Raw genomic sequence first — 24,463 nt, 5'->3', positions numbered from 1 at the left:
TCAGGCCAGTCGGGGCACTGCCTGCCCCAGCAAGGCCGTAGGAGCATCGTGGCGGTAGCCATCGTCCTCGTGCCGACTCAGACGCATACCCTCTGCAGGCAACTTGAACTGCGCCACCGCACGCGTGAGCTGCACGGCCTGTTCGCGCAGCGATTCGGAGGCCGCCGTCGATTCCTCCACCAGCGCCGCGTTCTGCTGTGTCATGTTGTCCAGCTGGCTCACCGACTGGCTGATTTGCGCCACGTTGTCGCTTTGCTCGGAAGACGCAGCGGTGATCTCTTCGATGATGCCGGACACGCGGCGCACGCTGCTCACGATCTCTGTCATCGTCTCCCCCGCCTGGCTCACCAGGCGCGAGCCATCTTCAACGCGTTCCACAGACGATCCGATCAGGCCCTTGATTTCCTTGGCTGCTTCGGCGCTGCGCTGGGCAAGGCTACGCACCTCGCTGGCCACCACGGCAAAACCCCGGCCTTGCTCGCCCGCGCGGGCCGCTTCCACGGCCGCGTTCAGCGCCAGGATGTTGGTCTGGAAGGCAATCGAATCGATCACGCCGGTGATGTCGGCAATCTTGCGCGAGCTGGCAGTAATCTGGTCCATGGTGGTCACCACCTGCGACACCACGGCGCCCCCGCGGGCCGCCACTTGAGCGGCAGACGATGCAAAGTCGCTGGCCTGACGTGAAGACTGGGCGCTTTGCTGGATGGTGCCGGTCAGCACTTCCATGGACGAGGCGGCCTCTTCCAGGTTGGCGGCGGTCTGCTCAGTGCGTTGGCTCAGGTCGTGGTTGCCAGTGGCAATTTCCGAGCTGGCAGTAGAAATGTTGCTGGCAGCCTCTTGCACCTGGTGCACCAGCCCGCGCAGCGCATCCTGCATGCGGGACATCGCGCCCACCAGTTGCCCAACCTCATCGCTGGAAGTCACTTGCACATCACGCGAAAGGTCGCCACCCGCGATGCGCTCAGCCAATTCACTCGCTTGCGAAATCGACTGGGTGATGGAACGCACGCTGAAGAACGTGAGAGGAATCAGCACGGCCAGCGCCAGCAGCAGGGCTCCGCCAATCATTCCAGACATGGTGGAGGCCAGTGCGTCCACACCCTGGCGGGCTTCGTCCATTTTCTTGCGGGCATCCATGGCCAGGTCGAACAGCAGTTTGTCGCTGGCCTCCATGTGCTTCTTGTACTTCTCGGCATAGGCACCGCCCACTGCCCCGTCAATCTGCGCACGCTCGATCTGCTCGAATACGGGCGAAATGCCGGCCTCGTACTCTTTCACTTCAGCCAAGGCCTTGTCGATAGCTTCTGCAAAACTCGCATCGCCCGCCTGCACCTTGCGCACATCAGCCATGCCCTTGGTCAGGTTTTGCAGCGACTTCTTCCACAAGTCCCGCCCATTCGACACTTCAATCGTGTTGTTGAAGTTGATGATGATGTCTTTTTCAGCGCGGCGCAGATCCCCCAAAGTAGTGCGCAACTCGCCCATGTCGGTCAGGGTCTGCACCCTTTGGGTGAACAGCACTTCCAGCGTGTTACGGGTCCGCTCCAGCGCCAGGTACCCCATTGCACCGATCACGACCAGCAAGACCAGAGAGAAGACAGTACCGAAATAAAGGCGGGTGCGAATGGAGAGTCGATTCAGAGCGTTCATGGCGCTTCCTTACACTTTTTAACAAATCGACTACAGGATAGCAACTTTGGTGCCATTGAGATGTAGCGTTTGCCCTAGACGCCATGGCACGCTGATGGACAGTGTCTGCCGCCCCTGAAAATAGAGTCCTGATGGGACAAGCCACGCCAGGCTGACACTGCAGACCACCCATGCCAATAGCTTGAGCAAACCCCCAAGGCAGGCAGCCTTGGGGCGAGTGAAAACCTGCGCACGACTGTAGGTGCCACAGCCATGGTGCTCCAGAGGGTATTCACCCGTGACCCTGCCATGAACAGGGAAATGCTCAACCCATTAGCGCTGCTTATTCAGCTTTCAGCGGCACATACAGCTGACCGCCATTGCGCTGGAATTCCACCGCTTTGACTTGCATGCCTTGTGCCAGCGCGTTCTGCTCATCCAGCCCCTTCTGCGCCGCAAAGTCGCGCACTTCCTGGGTGATCTTCATCGAGCAGAACTTGGGCCCGCACATCGAGCAGAAATGCGCCACCTTGGCCGAGTCCTTGGGCAGGGTTTCGTCGTGGTATTCCTTGGCCGTCTCGGGGTCCAGGCCCAGATTGAACTGGTCCTGCCAACGGAAGTCGAAGCGCGCCTGGCTCAGCGCATCGTCGCGCGCGCGGGCACCGGGGTGGCCCTTGGCCACATCGGCCGCGTGGGCGGCAATCTTGTAGGCAATGATCCCCTGCTTCACGTCGTCGCGGTCGGGCAGGCCCAGGTGTTCCTTGGGCGTCACGTAGCACAGCATAGCCGTGCCCATCCAGCCGATCATGGCGGCGCCGATCGCGCTGGCGATGTGGTCGTAGCCCGGCGCGATGTCGATGGTCAGCGGGCCCAGGGTGTAGAACGGCGCCTCGTGGCAGGTCTTGAGCTGCTCGGTCATGTTGGCCTGGATCATGTGCATGGGCACATGGCCGGGGCCTTCGATCATGGTCTGCACGTCGTGCTTCCAGGCCACCTGGGTCAGCTCTCCCAGGGTGTGCAGTTCGGCAAACTGGGCCTCGTCGTTGGCGTCCGATGCGCAGCCGGGGCGCAGGCCGTCGCCCAGGCTGAACGACACGTCGTACGCCTTCATGATGTCGCAGATGTCTTCGAAGTGCTCGTACAGAAAGCTCTCGCGGTGGTGCGCCATGCACCACTTGGCCATGATGGAGCCGCCACGCGAGACGATGCCCGTGCGCCGCTGCGCCGTGAGGTGGATGTAGGCCAGGCGCACACCCGCGTGGATGGTGAAGTAGTCCACGCCCTGCTCGGCCTGTTCGATCAGCGTGTCGCGGAAGATTTCCCAGGTCAGGTCTTCGGCCACGCCGCCCACCTTCTCGAGCGCCTGGTAGATGGGCACCGTGCCAATCGGCACGGGCGAGTTGCGCACGATCCAGTCGCGTGTGGTGTGGATGTTCTTGCCGGTCGAGAGATCCATCACGTTGTCGGCGCCCCAGCGGATGGCCCACACCAGCTTTTCCACTTCTTCTTCGATGCTCGACGTGACGGCCGAGTTGCCGATGTTGGCGTTGATCTTGACCAGGAAGTTGCGGCCAATCGCCATCGGCTCCACCTCGGGGTGGTTGATGTTGGCGGGGATGATGGCGCGGCCCCGGGCCACTTCGTCGCGCACGAATTCGGGGGTGATGATGCGCGGGATGCTCGCACCCAGGGGGTTGCCCATCAGGCGCTTTTCACGGCCTCCGTCGGCCATGTATTGCTCCATCCACTCGCGCTTGCCGTTTTCGCGGAGGGCCACGTATTCCATCTCGGGGGTGATGATGCCCTTCTTGGCGTAGTGCATTTGCGTCACATTGGCGCCTGCCTTGGCACGCAGGGGCTTGCGCTGCAGCGCGGCGGCCTCGGCACGCAGCTGGGCCAGGCGGGTGGCGTCTTCGCTCTTTTGCCCGTCGTCCAGCGCTACGGGCGCGCGGCCTTCGTAGTGCTCCACATCGCCACGGCCGGTGATCCAGCCGCCGCGCACGCTGGCCAAGCCCTTGCGCACGTCAATCAGGGCATCGGGGTCGGTGTAAGGGCCCGAGGTGTCATACACGCTGACCACTTCGCCATTCGTCAGGGCAATGTCGCGCACAGGCACGCGCAGGTCGGCGTGCAGCTGGCCGGGAATGTAGGCCTTGCGCGATGCAGGGAAAGGCTCACGCGTCAGCGCCAGCAGTTCGGCAAATTTCTCGCGGGTGATGGGGTCGGGGGCGTTCATGGTGCAGGTCTCCTGGTTCCGGTAGCGGTGGGTTGTGCTCCGGAATGGACCTGTGCACCCCTCGGGTGCGGCAGCACCTAAGGCAAGCGGTGCCCGCAATGAATGCAGGCACGGGGACAAGGAGGTCGGCTCTTCTTCCGCCGGTATGAACCGGATCAAGTTCGTCGGGTTCGCAAGCTCGCCTGAATTTCGTCAGGTCTCTTGCATCTCAGCGCATCAGCACACCCCGGAGCAGGCGCGAGTATAGGCCAGCTCCGTTGTGGTGCTGTGTGGTCAGAGCAATCGTTCGAAGAGAACCACCACAAAGAAGACGACAGCGGCGATGGTCGTCCACTTGAGAATCACCAGCCCCAGCCGTTTGTAGAACGCTTGCCCGGTGCCCACATAAAAACCGAAACACACGGCAGATGCGAGCAACAGGAACAGGGCCAGCCAGCGGACGATCAGCATGACACGTGATTTACCAGGCCCGTGCAGGCTGAGCAAAGCCCGTGGGTGCCTGGCGCTCGTCCTCGAACGTGACCACGTCCCAGGCATCGCGCTGGGCCAGCAACTCACGCAGCAGCAGGTTGTTCATGGCATGGCCCGAGCGGAACGCGCTGTAGGCGGCCAGCAGCGGCTTGCCGATGAGGTACAGGTCGCCCATGGCGTCCAGGATCTTGTGCTTCACAAACTCGTCGTCGTAGCGCAGGCCGTCGCTGTTGAGCACCTTGTAGTCGTCCATCACGATGGCGTTGTCCAGCCCACCGCCCAGCGCCAGGCCGTTGGAGCGCATCATCTCCACATCACGGGTGAAGCCAAACGTGCGCGCACGGGCAATGTCACGGCTGTAGTTGCCTTGCCCCAGGTCAAACTCCACCCGCTGGCCGGTGGAGTCCACGGCGGGGTGGTGGAAGTCAATTTCAAAACTGAGCTTGTAGCCGTGGTACGGCGTGAGGCGCGCCCACTTGGCATTGGCGCCTTCGCCCTCGCGCACTTCGACGGGGCGATTGACGCGAATAAAGCGCTTGGGCGCGCGTTGCAACTCGATGCCTGCGCTTTGCAAAAGAAACACGAACGATGCCGAAGAACCGTCCAGAATCGGCACTTCTTCTGCAGTGATGTCCACGTAAAGATTATCGATACCCAGGCCCGCGCAGGCCGACATCAGATGCTCGACCGTGTGCACCTTGGCACCGCCCACCGAAATGGTGGAAGCCAGACGCGTGTCGGTCACGGCTTCTGCGTTGATCGGGATATCGACCGGCTGCGGCAAATCCACGCGCCGAAAAACGATGCCTGTGTCCGGCTGGGCCGGGCGCAGGGTCAGCTCCACGCGCTGTCCGCTGTGCAATCCCACGCCAACGGCGCGGGTCAAGGTTTTGAGGGTGCGTTGCTGGAGCATCCGGGCATTTTAGTTTCCCAGGCTCCATCGCGCTTGATCGACATCGACCAGCCCTTTCACAGACACGTTTTCCCTGACAGCCAAGTGACCCGATCAGCCCTAGAACCTATGTGGTTACTTATTGTTGCATATCAAGACATCTTCACAGACCTCTGGCATGCCCCCCCCGAAACCGCCAAGCGTTGCTACAGCTTTGGAAGCCCCACGGAGACTCACAATGAATAAACTCGGTTTCAAAATGAAGGTGCTGCCCATGCTCGGCACCGCGCTGGTGGCGCTGCTGTTCATGGCCATCACAACGCTACTGCAGGAGCGCTCGCTGATCATCGAATCGCGGCGCGAACAACTGGCCACGGCCGTGCAGTCGGCGCACAGCATCGTGGCAGCCTTCCAGGCCAAGGCCGCCAGCGGTGCCATGAGCCAGGAAGATGCCCAGAAGGCGGCCAAGGATGCGCTGCGGGTCTCCCGCTACGGCGGCCCCGACGGCAAGACCGAGTACTTCTACATCTGGACGCCGGACTCCAGGGGCGTGATGCACCCCATCAAGCCCGAATGGGAAGGCCAGGACATGGCCGGCAAGGTCAAGGACGGTGAAGGCACCGACATCCTCAAGACCATCTCCGACGCGCTCAAGGCGAGCAAAGACGGGCGGGTGTTCGTGCCCACCATGTTTGCGCGGCCGGGCCAGCAGGCGCTGGTGCCCAAGCTGCATTACGTGATTCGCGTGGATGGCTGGAACTGGATGGTGGGCTCGGGGCTGTACACCGACGACATCGACGCCCTGGTGCGCAAGACCCTGCTGGCTGACCTGGTGCTGGTGTTGATGGCGGTGGTGGGCGGTGTGGGCTTCACCGTGGCGCGCTCGGTGCTGCGCCAAATCGGTGGTGAGCCCAGCGAAGCCATCGGCATCATGTCGCAAGTGGCGCAAGGCAACCTGGACACGCAGATTCCCAACGCCTACCCCGGCTCCATGCTCGATGGGCTGGCGCACATGGTGACGTCACTGCGCCGCCTGGTGACAGAAGTGCGGTCGGCCACCGACAGCATTGCCACGGCATCCACCGAAATCGCCCAAGGCAACAACGACCTGGCGCGGCGCACGGAAGACACGGCCAGCAACCTGCAGACCACGGCCAGCAGCATGGAAGAGCTGACCAGCACCGTGAAGCAGACCTCCGACTCGGCCCAGACCGCCAACCAGATGGCGACCTCGGCCGCCGAAGTGGCAGCGCGCGGCGGCCAGGTGGTGGCGCAAGTGGTGTCCACCATGCAGGACATCAACGCCAGCAGCAACAAGATCTCCGACATCATCGGCGTGATCGATGGCATTGCCTTCCAGACCAACATCCTGGCGCTGAATGCTGCCGTGGAAGCCGCCCGCGCGGGCGAACAAGGCCGCGGCTTTGCTGTGGTGGCCGGTGAAGTGCGCAGCCTGGCCCAGCGCAGTGCGGATGCCGCGAAGGAAATCAAGTCGCTGATCAACGCCTCGGTCGAGAAGGTGGAATCTGGCACCGCTCTGGTGGGCAACGCCGGAGCCACCATGAACGAAATCGTGGCCAGCGTGCAGCGCGTGACCGACATCATTGGCGAGATCCGCGCAGCCACATCGGAGCAGAGCCAGGGCATCGAGCAGGTCAACACGGCCGTGAACCAGCTTGACCAGATGACGCAGCAGAACTCGGCCCTGGTAGAAGAATCTTCCGCCGCCGCCGACAGCCTGCGTGAGCAAGCCCTCAAGCTGACCGAAGTCGTCGCGCTGTTCCGCGTGAATGGCAGCTCGGCCAGCACGCCACGCCCACCCGCTCCACCAGCACCAGCCCGCGCTGCTGCGCCCCGCGCCGCCACAACGCTGCCCAAGGCCAAGTCTCCTGCAGTCACGGCGCGCCCCCCGCCCCCAAGCCCGCAGCGGCGCTGCCGCCCAAGGCCAGCCCCAAGCCCGCCTCTGAAGACTCAGGCGATTGGGAAAGCTTCTGATCACAAGGCGTTGGCCACCCACAAAAAAGCCCCGGTGACGGGGCTTTTTTGTGGGCAATGCAGTACGGGTACAACGCTATTAATTACATAGCTGCTTGCGCTTATTTCATAAGACTTTTGAGGCTTAAAACCCTCAAAGCCCCGCAAATAAAGCGCAACCAGCTCTCTTTTTCATAGCACTCCTGTGACTGCGCGGCCCTGAGTTTCTGGTGGGCAGCCAGGGGCGCATAGCCATGCGCCCCGGCCGCAAGCCGCCTCAGTCAGCCTGCTTGCGCAGGAACGCGGGGATTTCCAGATCGTCCATGCCACCGGACGACAGCGCGTCCACACGGGCTGCGGCCTGGGTGCGGTTGGTACGCCACACGCTGGGCACCGACATGCTGCCGTAGTCCGCCGCCTGTGCACCACCGGCCACGCCCACCGCACTGCCCACGGCGCCCATGGCACCGGCCACAGGCATCTGGTAGGCGATGTTGTCGGTGCCGGTACGCAGGCCGCCCTGCACCACCGAGATAGGCTGGCGGCGCGCGTTGGGGCGCGACAGGCCGGTAGCCACCACAGTCACGCGAATCTCATCACCCAGGCTGTCGTCGTAGGCAGCGCCGTAGATGACATGCGCGTCGGGCGAAGCGTAGGCGTTGATGGTGCTCATGGCCAGGCGCGACTCGGACAGCTTGAGGCTGCCCTTGGCGGCCGTCACCAGCACCAGCACGCCCTTGGCACCCGAGAGATCGATGCCTTCCAGCAGTGGGCAGGCCACGGCCTGCTCGGCAGCGATGCGGGCGCGGTCAGGGCCGCTGGCGGTAGCCGTGCCCATCATGGCCTTGCCGGGCTCGCCCATCACGGTGCGCACGTCTTCAAAGTCGACGTTCACATGGCCGTATTCATTGATGATTTCGGCAATGCCGCCCACGGCGTTCTTGAGCACGTCGTTGGCGTGGGCAAAGGCTTCGTCCTGGGTGATGTCATCGCCCAGCACTTCGAGCAGCTTTTCGTTCAGCACCACGATCAGCGAATCAACGTTGGCTTCCAGCTCGGCCAGGCCGTTGTCGGCGTTTTGCATGCGGCGGCCACCTTCCCAGTCGAAAGGCTTGGTCACCACGCCCACGGTCAGGATGCCCATTTCCTTGGCCACGCGGGCGATCACAGGCGCAGCGCCCGTGCCCGTGCCGCCACCCATACCAGCAGTGATGAACAGCATGTGCGCGCCATCAATGGCAGCGCGGATGTCTTCCACGGCCGCTTCCGCAGCATCGCGGCCCTTGTCGGGCTTGCTGCCCGCACCCAGGCCGCTGCCGCCGAGCTGGATGATGCGGTGGGCCGAGCTGCGGGTCAGGGCCTGCGCGTCGGTGTTGGCGCAAACGAATTCCACGCCCTGCACGTTGCGGGCAATCATGTGCTCAACGGCGTTGCTGCCGCCACCGCCCACGCCGATCACCTTGATCTGGGTGCCCTGGTTGAATTCTTCGGCTTCGATCATTTCGATGGACATCTGGGAGCTCCTGTTTCTTTACGGGTATGGATTTGCCAATGAATGAATGGGGTCAACTTCGCGGGGGGTGAGCCTGGTGGTCCGGTACATCGCCATCGCTCACGGTGGCGCAGGTGGGGGCTTTCCCGGGCGAGGGTCGTGGGGAAGTGCTGCATCAGAAATTCCCCACGATGAAATCTTTGAAACGGCCAAACGCGGTCTTCACAGAGCCGCTCTTTTGCGCCACCTTGAAGCCGCGCAGACGGGCCAGGCGGGCCTCTTCGAGCAGGCCCATCACGGTGGCAGCACGGGGCTGGGCCACCATGTCGGCCAGTGCGCTGGAATACTTGGGCATGCCACGGCGCACGGGCTTGAGGAAAATATCTTCGCCCAGTTCGATCATGCCGGGCATCACAGAACTGCCGCCAGTGAGAACAATGCCCGAAGACAGCACTTCTTCGTAGCCCGACTCGCGCACCACCTGCTGCACCAGCGAGAAGATTTCTTCGACACGCGGCTCGATCACACCGGCCAGCGCCTGCTTGCTGAGCATGCGGGGGCTGCGGTCGCCCAGGCCTGGCACTTCCACCTGGGCTTCGGGGTCGGCCAGCAGTTGCTTGGCATAGCCGCTTTCGACCTTGATGTCTTCGGCGTCCTTCGTGGGCGTGCGCAGCGCCATGGCGATGTCGCTGGTGATGAGGTCGCCCGCAATCGGGATCACCGCCGTGTGGCGAATGGCACCGCCGGTGAAGATGGCCACATCGGTCGTGCCTGCGCCAATGTCCACCACCACCACGCCCAGCTCGCGCTCGTCATCGGTCAGCACGGCCTGGCTGCTGGCCAGGGGGTTGAGCAGCAACTGCTCCACTTCCAGGCCGCAGCGACGCACGCATTTGATGATGTTCTCGGCCGCGCTCTGGGCACCGGTCACGATGTGGATCTTGGCTTCCAGGCGGATGCCGCTCATGCCGATAGGCTCTTTCACGTCTTGCCCGTCGATCACAAACTCTTGTGGCTCCACCAGCAATAGGCGCTGGTCGCTGCTGATGTTGATGGCCTTGGCCGTCTCCACCACACGCGCCACGTCGGCCGCGGTGACTTCCTTGTCCTTCACGGCCACCATGCCGCTCGAATTGAGGCCACGGATATGGCTGCCGGTGATGCCGGTGTAGACGCGCTGGATCTTGCAGTCCGCCATCAGCTCGGCTTCTTTGAGCGCCTGCTGAATGCTCTGCACCGTGGCGTCGATGTTGACCACCACACCGCGCTTGAGACCATTGCTGGGTGCCACACCCAGCCCGGCCAGCTTGAGCTCGCCACTGGGCAGGACTTCGGCGACCACGGCCATGACCTTGGCTGTGCCAATGTCCAGGCCCACCACCACGTCTTTGTATTCTCTTGCCATATCAGTTTCTGCCCTTCATGGTTCTTTTCTGCTGCGCATTGCCTCTGGCGTCACCGGCGCACGGCGGGGGTTGCTTCCACCCCAGCCGTGGTGGTCACCCCCCTCAGCTTCAACGCGTAGCCCCCAACATGTCTCAAATCTGCCGATTCCAGCGCATCCGCCCGCCGCTGGTATTGCGCAGCCACCTGTGCCAGCGTGCGGGCAAAGCGGCGCGTGCGCTGCAGCAGCTCTTGCTCGTCGCCACCGCCCAGTTGCACCACGGCGTTGTTCGCCAGCTTGGCGCGCCAGCCGCCGCGTCCGTTCAACTCCAGCTCCTCCAGCTCCAGCCCCATGGTTTTGAACACCGGGGCCACCACGCCGTACATGGCCAATACCTCTTGCGAACTGCCTTCGGGGCCTGACAGGCGCGGCAGGTCTTCCTGCTCGACATCGCCCACGTTCGCTTCAAATACTTCGCCCTGGCTGTTGACCAGCGCCGAGCCCGACTCCGGGCCCCAATACGCCACAGCGTCGTGCTCTTCCAGCTCTACATGCAGCAGACCGGGGTATTCGCGGCGCACAGCCGCCTTGCGCACCCAGGGCACCTGCTCGAACGCCTCGCGCGCTGCACGCAAGTCCACCGTGAAAAAGTTGCCCGCCAGCCGGGGCCCCACATTGGCCCGCAGGGTGACAGCGTTGTTGTGCACCAAGTCTCCGTGCACCACGATGCGTGCGATGGCAAAGCCGGGGTAGCGCATCACCCACCAGGCACCCGCTGCCAGCACAAGCAGGGCGCAGCCCACAAACAGGACCGAGGCGGTCATGTTCATGAGCTTGACGTCCAGCGGTGCTGGCATGGCGGCGGTCATGGCTGAATGGCTCCTTCATGCCCGGCGGCAGAGTCCAGCGACGCGGTGGCCAAAATGCCCACGCACAGGTCTTCGTAGCTCAGCCCCGCAGCGCGGGCCGACATGGGCACCAGCGAATGGCCGGTCATACCGGGCGAGGTGTTGATTTCGAGCAGGAAGGGCTGGCGGTCGCTGGCGCGAATCATGATGTCGGCACGTGCCCAGCCCCGGCAACCCAGGGCGCGGAAGGCCTTTTCCACCAGACGCTGGATGGCGGCTTCCTCATGCGCTGGCAAGCCGCTCGGGCAGTGGTACTGGGTGGTGTCGGTGAAGTACTTGTTCTGGTAGTCGTAGTTGCCCTCTGGGGCCACGATGCGGATCACCGGCAGTGCCTGGGCAGCAGCCCCCTCGCCCAGCACGGGGCAGGTGGTTTCATCGCCTTCGATGAACTGTTCGCACAGCACTTCGGGGTCGTATTGCGAAGCCAGCGCATACGCCTTGGCGCATTGCTCGGCCGAGGTGACCTTGGTCAGCCCGATGGTCGATCCCTCACGCGAGGGCTTGACGATCATGGGAGCGCCCAGGGCCTGCAGCGCCTGCTCGGTTTCCGCTGCGCTGGACACCAGACGCCAGTCGGGGGTGGACAGACCTTCAAAGCGCCAGATGCGCTTGGTCATGATCTTGTCGATGGCAATGCTGGACGCCATCACGCCAGGGCCGGTGTACGGAATACCCAGCAGCTCGAGCGCGCCCTGCACGGTGCCGTCTTCGCCGTGGCGGCCATGCAGCGCGATGAAACAGCGGGCGTAACCACCGCGCTTGAGTTCGATCAGATCGGTTTCCGAGGGGTCGAACGCATGGGCATCGACACCGCGCGAGCGCAGGGCCTGCAGCACGCCGGTGCCCGACATCAGCGAAACCTCCCGCTCTGCCGAGGAGCCGCCCATCAACACGGCCACCTTGCCCAGGGCCTTCACATCAACATTGGTATTCAATTGCGTCATTGCGCTTTCCCCGCAAGCGGTGCTAGCTCACTATTTTGTAGCAAATCGACCACCTTTCCGGGCACCAACCCTATGGAACCAGCGCCCATGCACATGACAACATCGCCATCGCGTGCGTTGTCGGCAATGGTCTGTGGCAGATCCGCCACGTTGTCCACAAAAAGCGGCTCCACGCGGCCCGCCACGCGCAGCGCGCGGGCGAGAGAACGCCCGTCCGCAGCCACCACCGGAGCCTCACCGGCGGCATACACCTCGGTCAGCAGCACCGCGTCGGCACTGCCAATCACCTTCACGAAATCTTCAAAGCAATCGCGTGTGCGGCTGTAACGGTGGGGCTGGAAGGCCAGCACCAGCCGGCGCCCAGGAAAGGCACCGCGCGCGGCGGCCAGCGTGGCGGCCATCTCGACCGGGTGGTGGCCGTAGTCGTCGATCACGGTGAACTGGCCGCCGTCCTTGGCGGGCAGGTTGCCATAGCTCTGGAAGCGCCGCCCCACGCCCTTGAATCCCGCCAGCGCGCGCTGCACGGCTTCGTCGGGAATGTTCAGCTCCACCGCAATGGCGATGGCCGACAAGGCATTGAGCACGTTGTGCTCGCCCGCCAGGTTGAGCACGATGTCCAGGTCTGGCAGCGTGACGCCGTTGCGCCGCTGCACCGTGAAATGCATTTGCCCGGCTTGGGCGCGCACGTTGACGGCACGCACCTGGGCGTCTTCCGAGAAGCCGTAGCTGGTCACCGGGCAGGTCACGTGGGGCAAGATCTCGCGCACCGCGGGGCTGTCCACGCACAGCACTGCGGTGCCATAGAACGGCATGCGGTGCAGAAAATCCACAAACGCACCCTTGAGCCGGCCAAAGTCATGGCCGTAGGTTTCCATGTGGTCGGCGTCGATGTTGGTCACCACCGCCATCACCGGCAGCAGGTTCAGGAACGAGGCGTCGGACTCGTCCGCCTCCACCACGATGTAGTCACCGCTGCCCAGCTTGGCATTGGCGCCCGCGCTGTTGAGCTTGCCGCCAATCACGAAGGTCGGGTCCAGCCCCGCCTCGGCCAGCACGCTGGTCACCAGGCTGGTGGTGGTGGTCTTGCCATGGGTGCCTGCGATGGCAATGCCCTGCTTCAGGCGCATCAGCTCGGCCAGCATGAGAGCGCGGGGCACCACAGGAATCTTCTTGGCGCGTGCCGCTAGCACCTCGGGGTTGTCAGCGGTGACGGCGGTGGAGGTCACCACGGCGTCGGCACCATCGATGTGCTCCGCGGCGTGGCCCAGGCAGGTCTTGATGCCCAGGCCCTGCAGGCGGCGCAGCGTGGCGCTGTCGGCCAGGTCTGAACCCGAAATGCGGTAACCCAGGTTGAACAGCACTTCGGCAATGCCGCTCATGCCCGCACCGCCCAGGCCTACGAAGTGGATATGGCGAATGGCGTGTTTCATAGAGCCTGTCCAAAGTCTTTTCGTGGTGCCCGCAAGGCATCAAAAGGCTGCAATCGAGGCGCGCGCCGCAGGCCATGCTGGTGGCCTGGACAAGACGCGCAACGACGAGTGCGGCCTTTTGCTGCGTTGCCCGAAGGGTTGCCCCGCAAAGGGGGCATCTGCGGCGTTGCCCATCCTCGCCGCACTCCAGTGCGGCTTGCGGTGTGCGCCTTGCACCTACCCCCTTTGCGGGGCAACGGACACCACGAAAAGACTTTGGACAGGCTCATGCCAACTCCTCGCACGCGGCCACCACTTCGCGGGTGGCATTGATTTTTTGCATGTTTTTGGCCTTCTCGGCAATCTCTACAAGCGCTGGGCGCTCTGAATTCAATAGCATTTTGGCCAACCCCTCGGGGGTCAGGTCGCTTTGCTGCACCAGCCAGCCGCCGCCCGCGCCCACCAGAAACTGCGCGTTGGTGGTCTGGTGGTCGTCCACCGCCGAAGGGAATGGCACAAAGATGGCCGCGGCACCCACGGCGGCAATTTCGGTCACGGTGCTGGCCCCGGCACGGCAGACGATGATGTCGGCGTGGGCAAACGCACTGGCCGTGTCTTCGATGAACGGAGTCAACTCGGCCTGCACGCCAGCGGCCTCGTAGTTGGCGCGCAAGGCATCGATCTGCGTGGCCCCGCTTTGGTGGAGGACCACGGGGCGTTGCTCGGGCGGAATCAGGGCCAGCGCCTGGGGCACGATCTCGTTGAGCGCCCGGGCGCCCAGGCTACCGCCCACCACCAGCAGCCGCAGCGGGCCGGTGCGGCCTGCAAAACGCTCTGCCGGTGCCGCCTGGCGCGTGAACGCAGTGCGCAGCGGGTTCCCCACCCACTGGGCCTTCTTGAACACGTTGGGGAAGGCGGTGAACACCCGGTCGGCCACGCCCGCCAGCACCTTGTTGGCCATGCCCGCCACCGAGTTCTGCTCATGCAGCACCAGCGGCTTGCCACACAGCACGCCCATCATCCCGCCCGGGAAGGTGATGTAGCCACCCAGGCCCACCACCACATCGGGCTTGACGCGGCGCACGACCTGCAATGCCTGCCAGAACGCACGCAGCAGGCGCAGCGGCAGCAAGGCCAGCGTGACCAGACCCTTGCCGCGCACGCCAGAAAAATCAATCAGCTCCAGCGCAAAGCCGTGCTGGGGCACGATGCGCGATTCCATGCTGCCGGGCGCGCCCAGCCAGTGCACTCGCCAGCCGCGCGCACGCAGCTCTTCGGCCACTGCAAGGCCAGGGAAGATGTGGCCGCCGGTGCCGCCGGCCATGATGAGAGCAGTCTTCTGGCTCATACGCGACCTCCGCGCATGGGCTGCTGCGCAGCCCGCATTGCTGGTGCAATGCAGCGCATATTTTTAAGAAACAAGCTGCTCATACGCGGCCTCCGTGCATCGAATGCTTCGCATTCGGCAGCGCTGACGCGCTGCAGTTGCTTGCTTTGATGAAACAAACTCCTCATACGCGGCCTCCGCGCATCGAATGCTTCGCATTCGGCAGCGTTGCACGCTGCTGCAGCTTGTTTTTGTGAAACAAACTCCTCATACGCGGCCTCCGCGCATGAGCAGCTTGTTTTCATAGTCCACTCGCATCACGATGGCCAGGGCCACCAGGTTGAGCAGGATGGCCGAGCCGCCGAAACTCATCAACGGCAAGGTCAGCCCCTTGGTGGGCAAGGCGCCCAGGTTCACGCCCATGTTGATGAAGGCCTGAAAGCCGATCCAGATGGCTACGCCCTGCGCGACCAGACCCGAGAAGACACGGTCCAGGGCAATGGCTTGGCGGCCAATGTGCATGATGCGGCGCGTCATCCAGAGGAACAGGACGATGAGCGTGATCACGCCCACCAGGCCAAACTCCTCGCCGATCACGGCCAGCAAAAAGTCGGTGTGCGCTTCGGGCAGCCAGTGCAGCTTTTCCACACTGCCGCCCAGCCCCACACCAAAAATCTCGCCGCGCCCGATGGCGATCAGCGAGTGCGACAGCTGGTAGCCCTTGCCCAAGGCGTGTTGCTCGCTAAACGGATCGAGATACGCAAACACGCGCTCACGCCGCCAGGGGGAACTGGCAATCATCAAGGCGAAGGCCCCCACCAGCACGCCAGCAATCAGGAAGAACATGCGGGCGTTGACGCCCCCGAGAAACAGAATGCCCATGGCAATCACCGCCACCACCATGAAGGCGCCCATGTCGGGCTCGGCCAGCAGCAGTACGCCCACAATGCCCACCGCAGCGCCCATGGGTAGCACGGCGCGGAAGAAGCGCTCCTTCACTTCCATCTTGCGCACCATGTAATCGGCGGCGTAGATCAGCACGGCCAGCTTGGCCACCTCGGAAGGCTGAAAGCCAATGGGGCCGATGGCCAGCCAGCGGCGGGCGCCGTTCACCACCTTGCCCACACCTGGGATGAGTACCGCCACCAGCAACAGCAACGCGCCCACAAACAGCCAGGGCGCCAGGCGCTCCCACACCTTCATGGGCACCTGAAAAGCCAGCAGCGCCGCCACAAAGCCAAACACCAGGTACATCATGTGCCGGGTGAGGAAATGGGTGGGGGCGTAGTTGGCAAAGCGCGGGTTGTCTGGCAACGCAATCGAGGCCGAATACACCATCACCAGCCCCCAGGCCAGCAATGCCACCACCACCCACATCAGCGCCTGGTCGTAGCCCAGCACGCTGGCAGGCGTGGTGGTGGACTGGCGGTACTCCGTGCCGCCCACGCGCACGGGCAGCACATCACCGGCCTTGCCTGTCAGGCTGCCAAACCAGCCGCCCAGGCGTGACAGCAAGCCTGTGCCGGATTCGGGGGATGTGTCGGCGGATGCGGGCATCACTCGCCCTCCAGGGTTTGGCCTGCGTCCTGCGCCAGGCTGCGCACGGTGTCGCAGAACACATGCGCGCGGTGTTCGTAGTCTTTGAACATGTCAAAGCTGGCGCAGGCAGGGGACATCAGCACTGCATCGCCCGCGTGCGCACGCTGCGTGGCCAGGGCCACGGCCTGGGGCAGGTCGGGCGCGTCGATCAGGGCCACGCCCGTGTCGGACAAGGCGCTGCGGATCTGCGGGGCATCGCGGCCGATGAGCACCACGGCACGCGCGTACCGCGCCACGGGCGTTGCCAGGGGCGAAAAATCCTGCCCCTTGCCTTCCCCACCCAGGATGAGGACGATGCGGCGATCCGCCCCCAGGCCCGTCAACGCGGCCACTGTGGCGCCCACGTTCGTGCCCTTGCTGTCGTCAAAATATTCCACGCCATTGACCAACGCTACAGGCTCCACGCGGTGCGGCTCGCCGCGGTATTCGCGCAGGCCGTAGAGCATGGGCGCCAGCGGGCAGCCAGCGGCAGAGGCCAGCGCCAGGGCAGCGAGGGCATTGGTGGCGTTGTGCCGACCGCGAATGCGCAGGGCATCGGCAGGCATGAGGCGCTGGATGTGCAGTTCTTCTTCCTCCTCGCTGCGGCTGCGCTTGCGGGTTTCGTCGGCTTCCAGCGCGCGCACCAGCCAGGGCATGCCGTTGACGATTTCAATCCCGAAATCGCCCGGCCGGCGCGGCATGTCGGCACCAAAGGTGACGTGTTCACGCTGCTGTGGCTTCTGGAGCTTCACCCGCACGGGCGGGGGCAGCATCTGCATCACCTCGGGGTCTTCGCGGTTGAGCACCATGAGGCCGGTCTGGCCAAAAATGCGGGCCTTGGCCGCAGCATAGGCGTTGATGTCACCGTGCCAGTCGAGGTGATCCTGCGTGATGTTCAGCACCGTGGCGGCCGTGGGTTCAAAGCCAGTCACGCCATCGAGCTGAAAGCTGGAAAGCTCCAGCACCCAGGCCTGGGGCAATGTGTCCGCGTCGATATGACCTGCCAGGGTGTCGAGCAGTGTGGGGCCAATGTTGCCGGCCACCGCCACGGTTTTGCCAGCACGCTCCACCAGTTGCCCGGTGAGCGATGTGACCGTGGTTTTGCCATTGGTGCCAGTGATGGCCAGCATGCACGGTGCGTAGCCGTGCTGGCTGCGCAGGTAGGCCAGCGCTGCAGCATACAAGGTCAACTCGCTGCCCGTGACCAGGCCAATCGCCTGGGCTGCCTGGAACACCGGGGCAAACGTGGCCGGGCTCAGGCCAGGAGAACGGTACACCGCATGCAGGCCCTTGCCATCGACCAGCGATGCATCGAAGGGCCCCGCCACAAACCGCACCTGCGGCAGCTCTTGCTGCAGCAAAGCCAGTTGCGGGGGCGCTTCGCGCGTATCGGCCACCGTGACCTGGGCGCCGCAGCGCACGCACCAGCGGGCCATGGCCAGGCCCGAAGCGCCCAGCCCCAGCACCAGCACGTTCTGGCCTTGCATGAGGGCCATGCCTTCGCCGGGACGCCCCTGAGGCTCCAGTTCAGCGGGCTGCGCTTCAGCCACAGGAAGGTCATTGACCACGGGTGCCGCGGCGCCCTCGGGCACATCGCTCGCGCGGACCTCGGCAAAAATCTGGGCGACAAAATCGGCAGCGGCCTTGGCCGCAGAAACAGCGGGCGCCACGTAGTTGTCAAGCACCGCCACGCTGGGCGTGGACTCTGCTACAGGCTCGGCACCTTCTGCTGGAGGTTCACCCGCGCAGGGTTGCAGATTGTCAGATGCTGCTGGGTCCGCTGCAGGTTGTTCGTCAGGGGCATCCGCCATGGCGCACTCTGCCGCGGGCTGTACGGCCTCGCCGGCTGGGCCAGCGCTGTCAGCAGGCTCGCTCGCTGCGGGCGTTTCTTGCCTCTCCAACGCAGCTTCCTCCAGCCCGGAGGGTACAGCCGCGCCCGGCACTTCGGCACCGTGGTTCAGAGAAGAGGAATCCAGCGTACTCATCGCAGTTTCAACGTGGACAGGCCGATGAGGCACAGCAGCATGGTGATGATCCAGAAGCGGATGACCACTTGCGTTTCTTTCCAGCCACTCTTTTCAAAATGGTGGTGCAGCGGCGCCATCTTGAGCAGGCGACGGCCTTCGCCGTAGCGCTTTTTCGTGTACTTGAACCAGGTCACCTGCAGCATCACGGACAGAGCTTCCACCACGAAGATGCCGCCCATGATGGCCAGCACGATTTCCTGGCGCACGATGACGGCGATGGTGCCCAGCGCGCCGCCCAGCGCCAAAGCGCCCACGTCACCCATGAAGACCTGCGCGGGGTGGGCGTTGAACCACAGAAAGGCCAGCCCCGCCCCGGCCATGGCCGCACAGAAGATCAACAACTCGCCCGAGCCAGGGATGTGCGGGAAGAACAGGTACTTGGAGTACACCGAGCTGCCGGTGACGTAGGCAAACACGCCCAGGGCCGAGCCCACCATCACCACCGGCATGATGGCCAGGCCATCGAGCCCGTCGGTGAGGTTGACGGCATTGCTGGAGCCCACGATGACCAGATAGGTCAGGATGACAAAGCCCAGCACACCCAGTGGGTAGCTCACCTCTTTGAAGAAGGGCAGTTGCAAGCCAGCCTTGGGCGGCAAATCGAGCGAGAAACCCGATTGCACCCAGCTCATAAACAGCTCCAGCACCTTGGCGTTGGAGCTTTCCGAAATGCTGAACGCCAGGTACAGGGCCGCCACGAGCCCGATCACCGACTGCCAGAAATACTTCTCGCGCGAGCGCATGCCTTCGGGGTCTTTGTTGACGACCTTGCGCCAGTCATCCACCCACCCAATGGCACCAAAGCCCAACGTGACAATGAGCACGATCCAGACAAAACGGTTGGACAGGTCAAACCACAGCAGGGTGGAGATCGCAATCGACAACAGAATCAGCACCCCGCCCATGGTGGGCGTGCCGCTTTTGGACAGGTGCGACTGCATGCCGTAGCCCCGAATGGGCTGGCCGATCTTGAGCGCGGTGAGCACACGGATCACCTTCGGGCCCGCCACCAGCCCGATCAGCAGCGCTGTCATCGCCGCCATCACGGCGCGGAAGGTGAGGTACTGGAAGACCCGGAAAAAGCCGAACTCGGGCGAGAGCCCCTGCAGCCATTGCGAAAGCATCAGTAGCATGCGAATCCTCCCTGCACCGTGACCTGGTTCATTGCCTGAGTCATCACTGCACGCCCCCCGCACCTGCTGCGGCGGGCTGTTGTTGTTCTTGTGCGGTGGCGACCATCGCCTCCACCACCTGTTCCATCTTCATGAACCGGGATCCCTTCACCAGCACGCTGCCCACCTGGGGCAGCGCCTTGCGCACCGCTGCCTGCAGCGATGCCATGTCTTCAAAATGTTGTGCGGCCGGGCCACAAGCCGCAGCAGCGTGAGCCGACAGCGCACCCAGCGTGTAAACGTGCGAAATGCCTGCGCTGCGTGCGTGCTCACCGGCTTCTGCATGGAACGCGGGGCCCTGGTTGCCCACTTCGCCCATGTCGCCCATCACCAGCAACTGGGGAGCGGGCAGATCGGCCAGCACGTCGATCGCGGCGCGCATCGAATCGGGGTTGGCGTTGTAGCTGTCGTCCACCACCGTGATGCCGCGACCGCCATGGGTGATTCGCAGGGCGCGCGAGCGGCCCTTGACGGGAACAAATGCTTCCAGCCCTTGCACCACCGCATCCAGCGGCGCGCCCGCCGCCAACGCACAGGCTGCGGCGGCCAAGGCGTTGACTACGTTATGGCGGCCTGCAATGTGCAGACGGCAGCGCGCAACACCCGCCGGGGTGGCCATAGCAACGCTCCAGGCCCCTTGCTGCCAAAGAGCCTGCGTGCACTGCACATCGCCACCTTCCCCAAAGGTGATGCAGCGGCGCCCACCCGCCAACCGGCGCCACAGCGGTGTGTAGGTGTCTTGCGCCGGGAACACGGCCACCCCGTCGGCAGGCAGAGAGGCCAGCACAGAGCCGTTTTCCTCCGCCACCGCCTGCACGGTGTGCATGAACTCCAGGTGCTCGCGCTGGGCGTTGTTGACCAGGGCCACCGTGGGGCAGGCCATGGCTGCCAGCGTGGCAATTTCGCCGGGGTGGTTCATGCCCAGTTCGATCACGGCGGCCTCGTGGGCAGCCGTGAGGCGCAGCAGCATCAGCGGCACGCCGATGTCGTTGTTGAAGTTGCCCTGCGTGGCAAAGGCCGCCTCGCCCTTCCAGGCCCGCAGGATGGAGGCAATCATCTGCGTGACGGTGGTCTTGCCGTTGCTACCCGTCACGCCGATCAGCGGCAAAGTGAACTGGGCGCGCCAGCCTGCCGCGAGGGCGCCAAACGCAGCCAGAGTGTCTGGCACTTCAATACCGGGCAGCCCCGCCGCTGCCACGCCACCATGCGCCAGGGCGGCCGCAGCGCCGCTGGCCTGGGCTTGGGGCAGGAAGGCGTTGGCATCAAATCGCTCACCCTTGAGCGCGACAAACAGGTCGCCGGCCTGCAAGGTGCGGGTGTCGGTGTGCACACGGGCCAGGGGCGTGGCGCCGTCCCCCACCAGTTGGGCGCTGGGGATGCGCTGGCGAACAAAGCCCAGGGCCTGTTGAAGGGTCATCATGCCCATGTGCTGCCTCCGCGGGCCTGCAGCGCTGCGCGCGCCTGGGCCATGTCTGAAAACGGGCGGCGCACGCCCGCCACCTCTTGGTAATCCTCGTGCCCCTTGCCGGCAATCAGCACCACATCCGCAGGGTCGGCCTCGTTCAATGCCAGGGCGATGGCGGCGGCGCGATCGGGCTCCACCCGCACAGTTTCGCCGGCAATAGTGCCTTGCAGAATCTGGTGCAGTATGTGGGCGAGGTCTTCGCTGCGGGGGTTGTCGCTGGTGGCCACCACCCAGTCGGCATGGTGCTGGGCGGCAGCGCCCATGAGCGGGCGTTTGGTGGCATCACGATCCCCCCCGCAGCCGAACACGCACCACAGTTGCCCACCGCGCTGCTGCGCCAGGGGGCGCAATGCTTGCAGCGCTTTTTCCAGAGCATCGGGCGTGTGGGCGTAGTCCACGGCCACCAGGGGCTGGCCGGGCAGCGCCAGTTGCTCCATGCGGCCCGGCACGGGGCTGAGCTGCGCGCAGGCGTGCACGGCATCCGCCAGCGGCACTCCCAGGCTGCGCAGCGTGGCCACCACGCCCAGCAGGTTGAGCACGTTGTAATGGCCCACCACGCGGGATTGCAGCAAGTGTTGCTCTGCCCCTTCAACCACTAGCCATTGCAGGCCGTACGGGCCAGCGGCAATGTCGCGCGCGGCAATGCGTGCGTTGCCCGTGGCAGACACGCTCCACACATCCAAGGCAGCGGCACCGCTGCGCTGAAGCAGTTCAGCGTGCAACTGCGCGCCGTGGGGGTCGTCGATGTTCACCACCGCGGCGCGCAACCCGGGCCAGTCGAACAAGGCCCGTTTGGCCAGCCAGTAGTCGGCCATGGAGCCGTGGTAGTCCAGGTGGTCTTGCGTGAAGTTGGTGAACACACCCACGCGGATCTGGGTGCCCGCCAGGCGGTGCTCGGCCAAGCCAATCGACGACGCTTCGATCGCACAGGCTGCCAAGCCTTGATCGGCAAACTGGCGGAAGGCCCGGTGCAGGCGCACGGGGTCGGGCGTGGTCATGCCAGTGGTGAGCAGGGAGGGCGGAACACCCACACCCAAAGTACCCACTACCGCACAACCAGCAAGCGCAGGCAGCTCATTTTTTGATAGCAAATTCAAGGCTTCTGCCAACCACCAGGTGCTGCTGGTCTTGCCATTGGTGCCCGTCACGGCCAGCACCTGCAGGGCGTGGGACGGGTCGTGAAACCATTGGGATGCCATCTCGCCCGTGGCGGCCTTGAGCCCACTGAACGCGGCGATGGGCGCAGCTGCGGGGAAGACAAAGTCCTGCACGCCCTGGGCTTCGACCAAGCAGGCCGCAGCACCGCGCCGAAGCGCATCTGCCACATGGGCGCGCCCATCGGTGGCAGCACCGGGCCAGGCGATGAAGCCGTCTCCCGGCTGCACACTGCGGCTGTCCGTCTGCAAGGTACCCGCGACACGGGCACGCAGCCACGCCACGGCTTCAGCCGCCTGGTGCAGGGTGGTCAAGGGGGCTGTCACAGCGACTCCTCCACCGGGTTGGCCACGATCTGGGGTTTGACGGCCATGTCGGGCTGCACATTCATCATGCGCAGGGTTTGCTGCACCACCTCGCTGAACACCGGGGCGGCCACCAGGCCGCCGTAGACCTGCCCTGCGCTGGGCTCGTCCACCATCACAGCCACGATGATGCGGGGCTTGTCAACAGGGGCCAAGCCGGTGAACCATGCGCGGTATTTGCCGGCGGCGTAGCTCTTGCCCACCTGCTTGCGGGCCGTGCCCGACTTGCCACCCACCGAGTACCCCACCGTCTGGGCCTTCTGGCCCGTGCCGCCGGGGCCTGCCGCCATCTGCAGCATCTTGCGCACCTGGTCGGCGGTGCGCTCAGAAAAAACGGGAACGCCCACAGCGGGCTCATCGGTCTTGAGCAGCGTGGCAGGAATCACGCGCCCGCCGTTGGCAAACACGGTGTACGAGCGGGCCATCTGGAACAGGCTGGCCGACAGGCCGTAGCCGTAAGACATGGTGGCCTGCTCGACGGGGCGCCAGGTTTTGTAGGGACGCAAGCGCCCGCTGATCGCGCCGGGAAAACCGATCTGCGGCTTCTGCCCAAAGCCAGCGGCCGAGAAAGTTTCCCACATCTCCTTGGCGGGCATTTGCATGGCGAGCTTGGTAGTGCCCACATTGCTGGACTTCTGGATCACGCCTTCAACGGTGAGCGCGCCGTAGTTGTGCGTGTCGGAAATGGTGGAGCCAGTGATGTTGATGCGCCCAGGCGAGGTGTCGATCACGGTTTCAGGCTTGACACGGCCAGACTCCAGCGCCAGACCAATGGTGAAGGGCTTCATAGTCGAGCCGGGCTCGAACACGTCGGTGAGCGCGCGGTTGCGTAGCTGCTCACCGGTCAGGTTCTGGCGCTTGTCGGGCACGTAGCTGGGGTAGTTGGCCAGGGCCAGCAGCTCGCCGGTGTGGGCGTCCATCACCACCACGCTGCCCGCCTTGGCCTTGTGCAGGGTCACCTGGTCGCGCAGTTTTTGGTAGGCAAAGAACTGCACCTTGCTGTCGATGGACAGCTGCATGTCTTTTCCGTCGATCGGTGGAATGGTCTCGCCCACGCCTTCGACCACGCGGCCCAGGCGATCCTTGATCACGCGGCGTGAGCCAGGCTTGCCAGCCAGCTGGCTGTTGAAGGCCAGCTCCATGCCTTCCTGCCCCTTGTCTTCCACATTGGTGAAGCCAACGATGTGGGCAGCCGCTTCACCCTCGGGGTACTGGCGCTTGTATTCCTTGCGCTGGTAGATGCCCTTGATGTCGAGTGCCGCAATCTTCTGGCCCACATCCCAGTCCAGCTGGCGCTTCACCCAGACAAAGGTCTTGTCTTCGTCGGAGAGCTTGGCCATCAGGTCGGCAAAAGGCATTTCCATCAGCTTGGCCAGCTGGCGCAGCTTGGCCTTGACCTCGGGCTTTTCGTGCTCCACGTCTTCTGGAATCGCCCAGATGCTGGCAGCGGGCACGCTGGACGCCAGGATGAGCCCGTTGCGGTCCAGAATCTTGCCGCGGTTGGCGGGCAGCTCCAGCGTGCGGGCAAACCGCACCTCGCCTTGCCGCTGGAAAAAATCATTGCCAAACACCTGCACATAGGCTGCGCGGGCGCCCAGCCCTACGAAGCCCAGCCCGATCATCGCCACGATGAACTTACTGCGCCAGACGGGCGTCTTGCTCGCCAGCAACGGGCTGGAGGTGTAGAGCACGCTGCGGCTCATCGCGCGCCCTCCACCGCAGGCGCAGGCTTGGCCTTGGCACCGGAAGCAGCGGCCTCAACCCCGGCAGGGTCACTTACGTACTGCGTGATGGCCGGCGTGGCCGTGCGCATGTTCAGCTGGGCGCGGGCCATCTTTTCCACGCGCAAGGGTGTGGCCTGCGCGCGTTTTTCAACCTGCAACCGCTGGTGCTCCGTGTCCAGGCGGCGCGCTTCGGCCACCGCGCGATCCAGCTCGGTGAACAAGCGGCGCGACTGGTACTGCGTGTGCACCAGATACAGGGCGCTCACCAGCACCGCCAGCAAGAGCATCAGGTTCAGGCGCGCCATGCAGCC

18 protein-coding genes and 1 riboswitch are annotated in these 24,463 nt (G+C 64.4%); of the genes, 1 reads left to right on the top strand and 17 read right to left on the bottom strand.

All coding sequences use genetic code 11. From position 1 onward, the window contains the following. The 4 genes from IHV84_RS10115 to lpxC all read right to left on the bottom strand — a co-directional run bounded on the left by IHV84_RS10115 (position 1) and on the right by lpxC (position 5,249). Positions 1-1,650 (bottom strand): methyl-accepting chemotaxis protein, encoded by a 1,650-nt coding sequence (locus IHV84_RS10115; RefSeq protein WP_198846760.1) that lies wholly within the window; start codon positions 1,648-1,650, stop codon positions 1-3. 322 nt (positions 1,651-1,972) lie between these two features. Further along, a complete protein-coding gene (gene thiC / locus IHV84_RS10110) occupies positions 1,973-3,865 on the bottom strand; it encodes a phosphomethylpyrimidine synthase ThiC (RefSeq protein ID WP_198846759.1) in 1,893 nt (630 codons plus the stop codon). Between the two features lie 115 nt (positions 3,866-3,980). Further along, positions 3,981-4,104: riboswitch (TPP riboswitch) on the bottom strand. A gap of 34 nt (positions 4,105-4,138) precedes the next feature. After that, positions 4,139-4,315 carry a hypothetical protein gene (locus IHV84_RS10105; RefSeq protein ID WP_167336969.1) on the bottom strand — a complete coding sequence of 59 codons (177 nt, stop codon included), beginning with the start codon at positions 4,313-4,315 and terminating at the stop codon, positions 4,139-4,141. Between the two features lie 10 nt (positions 4,316-4,325). Beyond that, positions 4,326-5,249 (bottom strand): UDP-3-O-acyl-N-acetylglucosamine deacetylase, encoded by a 924-nt coding sequence (lpxC, locus tag IHV84_RS10100; protein WP_198846758.1) that lies wholly within the window; start codon positions 5,247-5,249, stop codon positions 4,326-4,328. Between the two features lie 217 nt (positions 5,250-5,466). Between lpxC and IHV84_RS10095 the strand changes: the two genes are divergently transcribed. Next, positions 5,467-7,314 carry a methyl-accepting chemotaxis protein gene (locus tag IHV84_RS10095; protein ID WP_198846757.1) on the top strand — a complete coding sequence of 616 codons (1,848 nt, stop codon included), beginning with the start codon at positions 5,467-5,469 and terminating at the stop codon, positions 7,312-7,314. A gap of 165 nt (positions 7,315-7,479) precedes the next feature. On the opposite strand, the gene ftsZ is transcribed toward IHV84_RS10095, so the two are convergent. The 13 genes from ftsZ to ftsL form a co-directional block, all read right to left on the bottom strand. Next, complete coding sequence (gene ftsZ / locus IHV84_RS10090; protein WP_066691429.1) at positions 7,480-8,715, bottom strand: cell division protein FtsZ; 1,236 nt, start codon at positions 8,713-8,715, stop codon at positions 7,480-7,482. Positions 8,716-8,869: 154 nt separating this feature from the next. After that, positions 8,870-10,099, bottom strand: coding sequence for a cell division protein FtsA (ftsA, locus tag IHV84_RS10085; RefSeq protein ID WP_066691430.1), 1,230 nt, complete (start codon positions 10,097-10,099; stop codon positions 8,870-8,872). Positions 10,100-10,149: 50 nt separating this feature from the next. Further along, on the bottom strand, positions 10,150-10,947 hold the full coding sequence (locus IHV84_RS10080; protein ID WP_044397680.1) for a cell division protein FtsQ/DivIB: 798 nt from the start codon (positions 10,945-10,947) through the stop codon (positions 10,150-10,152). Beyond that, the gene (locus tag IHV84_RS10075) at positions 10,944-11,930 is read right to left on the bottom strand and encodes a D-alanine--D-alanine ligase (RefSeq protein ID WP_066691432.1); all 987 of its coding nucleotides are present in this window, start codon (positions 11,928-11,930) and stop codon (positions 10,944-10,946) included. Before IHV84_RS10075 ends, IHV84_RS10080 begins: the two co-directional genes overlap by 4 nt. Next, positions 11,927-13,360, bottom strand: a complete 1,434-nt coding sequence (gene murC, locus IHV84_RS10070) for a UDP-N-acetylmuramate--L-alanine ligase (RefSeq protein ID WP_198846756.1) — start codon at positions 13,358-13,360, stop codon at positions 11,927-11,929. Before murC ends, IHV84_RS10075 begins: the two co-directional genes overlap by 4 nt. A 265-nt stretch (positions 13,361-13,625) precedes the next feature. Further along, a complete protein-coding gene (murG, locus tag IHV84_RS10065) occupies positions 13,626-14,687 on the bottom strand; it encodes an undecaprenyldiphospho-muramoylpentapeptide beta-N-acetylglucosaminyltransferase (protein WP_198846755.1) in 1,062 nt (353 codons plus the stop codon). Positions 14,688-14,933: 246 nt separating this feature from the next. Then, complete coding sequence (ftsW, locus tag IHV84_RS10060; RefSeq protein ID WP_198846754.1) at positions 14,934-16,223, bottom strand: putative lipid II flippase FtsW; 1,290 nt, start codon at positions 16,221-16,223, stop codon at positions 14,934-14,936. Then, complete coding sequence (gene murD / locus IHV84_RS10055; RefSeq protein ID WP_370541246.1) at positions 16,223-17,740, bottom strand: UDP-N-acetylmuramoyl-L-alanine--D-glutamate ligase; 1,518 nt, start codon at positions 17,738-17,740, stop codon at positions 16,223-16,225. The genes ftsW and murD overlap by 1 nt, the downstream gene beginning before the upstream one ends. A gap of 485 nt (positions 17,741-18,225) precedes the next feature. Beyond that, positions 18,226-19,404, bottom strand: coding sequence for a phospho-N-acetylmuramoyl-pentapeptide-transferase (gene mraY / locus IHV84_RS10050; RefSeq protein ID WP_066691752.1), 1,179 nt, complete (start codon positions 19,402-19,404; stop codon positions 18,226-18,228). 43 nt (positions 19,405-19,447) lie between these two features. Then, on the bottom strand, positions 19,448-20,869 hold the full coding sequence (murF, locus tag IHV84_RS10045; protein ID WP_198846753.1) for a UDP-N-acetylmuramoyl-tripeptide--D-alanyl-D-alanine ligase: 1,422 nt from the start codon (positions 20,867-20,869) through the stop codon (positions 19,448-19,450). After that, entirely contained in the window at positions 20,860-22,389 is a 1,530-nt protein-coding gene (locus IHV84_RS10040; RefSeq protein WP_198846752.1) for a UDP-N-acetylmuramoyl-L-alanyl-D-glutamate--2,6-diaminopimelate ligase, read from the bottom strand. The genes murF and IHV84_RS10040 overlap by 10 nt, the downstream gene beginning before the upstream one ends. Then, on the bottom strand, positions 22,386-24,131 hold the full coding sequence (locus tag IHV84_RS10035; protein ID WP_198846751.1) for a penicillin-binding protein 2: 1,746 nt from the start codon (positions 24,129-24,131) through the stop codon (positions 22,386-22,388). Before IHV84_RS10035 ends, IHV84_RS10040 begins: the two co-directional genes overlap by 4 nt. Continuing rightward, a complete protein-coding gene (gene ftsL, locus IHV84_RS10030) occupies positions 24,128-24,457 on the bottom strand; it encodes a cell division protein FtsL (RefSeq protein ID WP_198846750.1) in 330 nt (109 codons plus the stop codon). The genes IHV84_RS10035 and ftsL overlap by 4 nt, the downstream gene beginning before the upstream one ends. Positions 24,458-24,463 lie beyond the last annotated feature (6 nt).

This window comes from Acidovorax sp. IB03 (assembly GCF_016406015.1).
GTDB lineage: Bacteria > Pseudomonadota > Gammaproteobacteria > Burkholderiales > Burkholderiaceae_C > Acidovorax > Acidovorax temperans.
This window is presented reverse-complemented; position numbering and strand designations above follow the sequence as displayed.

Coding starts and splice junctions, on each gene's coding strand:
- thiC (WP_198846759.1), bottom strand. CDS start 3,865: ATGAACGCCCCCGACCCCATCACCCGCGAGAAATTTGCCGAACTGCTG.
- murD (WP_370541246.1), bottom strand. CDS start 17,740: ATGGCCCTCATGCAAGGCCAGAACGTGCTGGTGCTGGGGCTGGGCGCT.
- murC (WP_198846756.1), bottom strand. CDS start 13,360: ATGAAACACGCCATTCGCCATATCCACTTCGTAGGCCTGGGCGGTGCG.
- ftsW (WP_198846754.1), bottom strand. CDS start 16,223: ATGCCCGCATCCGCCGACACATCCCCCGAATCCGGCACAGGCTTGCTG.
- lpxC (WP_198846758.1), bottom strand. CDS start 5,249: ATGCTCCAGCAACGCACCCTCAAAACCTTGACCCGCGCCGTTGGCGTG.
- murF (WP_198846753.1), bottom strand. CDS start 20,869: ATGGGCATGATGACCCTTCAACAGGCCCTGGGCTTTGTTCGCCAGCGC.
- IHV84_RS10075 (WP_066691432.1), bottom strand. CDS start 11,930: ATGACGCAATTGAATACCAATGTTGATGTGAAGGCCCTGGGCAAGGTG.
- ftsL (WP_198846750.1), bottom strand. CDS start 24,457: ATGGCGCGCCTGAACCTGATGCTCTTGCTGGCGGTGCTGGTGAGCGCC.
- IHV84_RS10080 (WP_044397680.1), bottom strand. CDS start 10,947: ATGACCGCCGCCATGCCAGCACCGCTGGACGTCAAGCTCATGAACATG.
- IHV84_RS10105 (WP_167336969.1), bottom strand. CDS start 4,315: ATGCTGATCGTCCGCTGGCTGGCCCTGTTCCTGTTGCTCGCATCTGCC.
- mraY (WP_066691752.1), bottom strand. CDS start 19,404: ATGCTACTGATGCTTTCGCAATGGCTGCAGGGGCTCTCGCCCGAGTTC.
- ftsA (WP_066691430.1), bottom strand. CDS start 10,099: ATGGCAAGAGAATACAAAGACGTGGTGGTGGGCCTGGACATTGGCACA.
- IHV84_RS10095 (WP_198846757.1), top strand. CDS start 5,467: ATGAATAAACTCGGTTTCAAAATGAAGGTGCTGCCCATGCTCGGCACC.
- IHV84_RS10115 (WP_198846760.1), bottom strand. CDS start 1,650: ATGAACGCTCTGAATCGACTCTCCATTCGCACCCGCCTTTATTTCGGT.
- IHV84_RS10035 (WP_198846751.1), bottom strand. CDS start 24,131: ATGAGCCGCAGCGTGCTCTACACCTCCAGCCCGTTGCTGGCGAGCAAG.
- murG (WP_198846755.1), bottom strand. CDS start 14,687: ATGAGCCAGAAGACTGCTCTCATCATGGCCGGCGGCACCGGCGGCCAC.
- ftsZ (WP_066691429.1), bottom strand. CDS start 8,715: ATGTCCATCGAAATGATCGAAGCCGAAGAATTCAACCAGGGCACCCAG.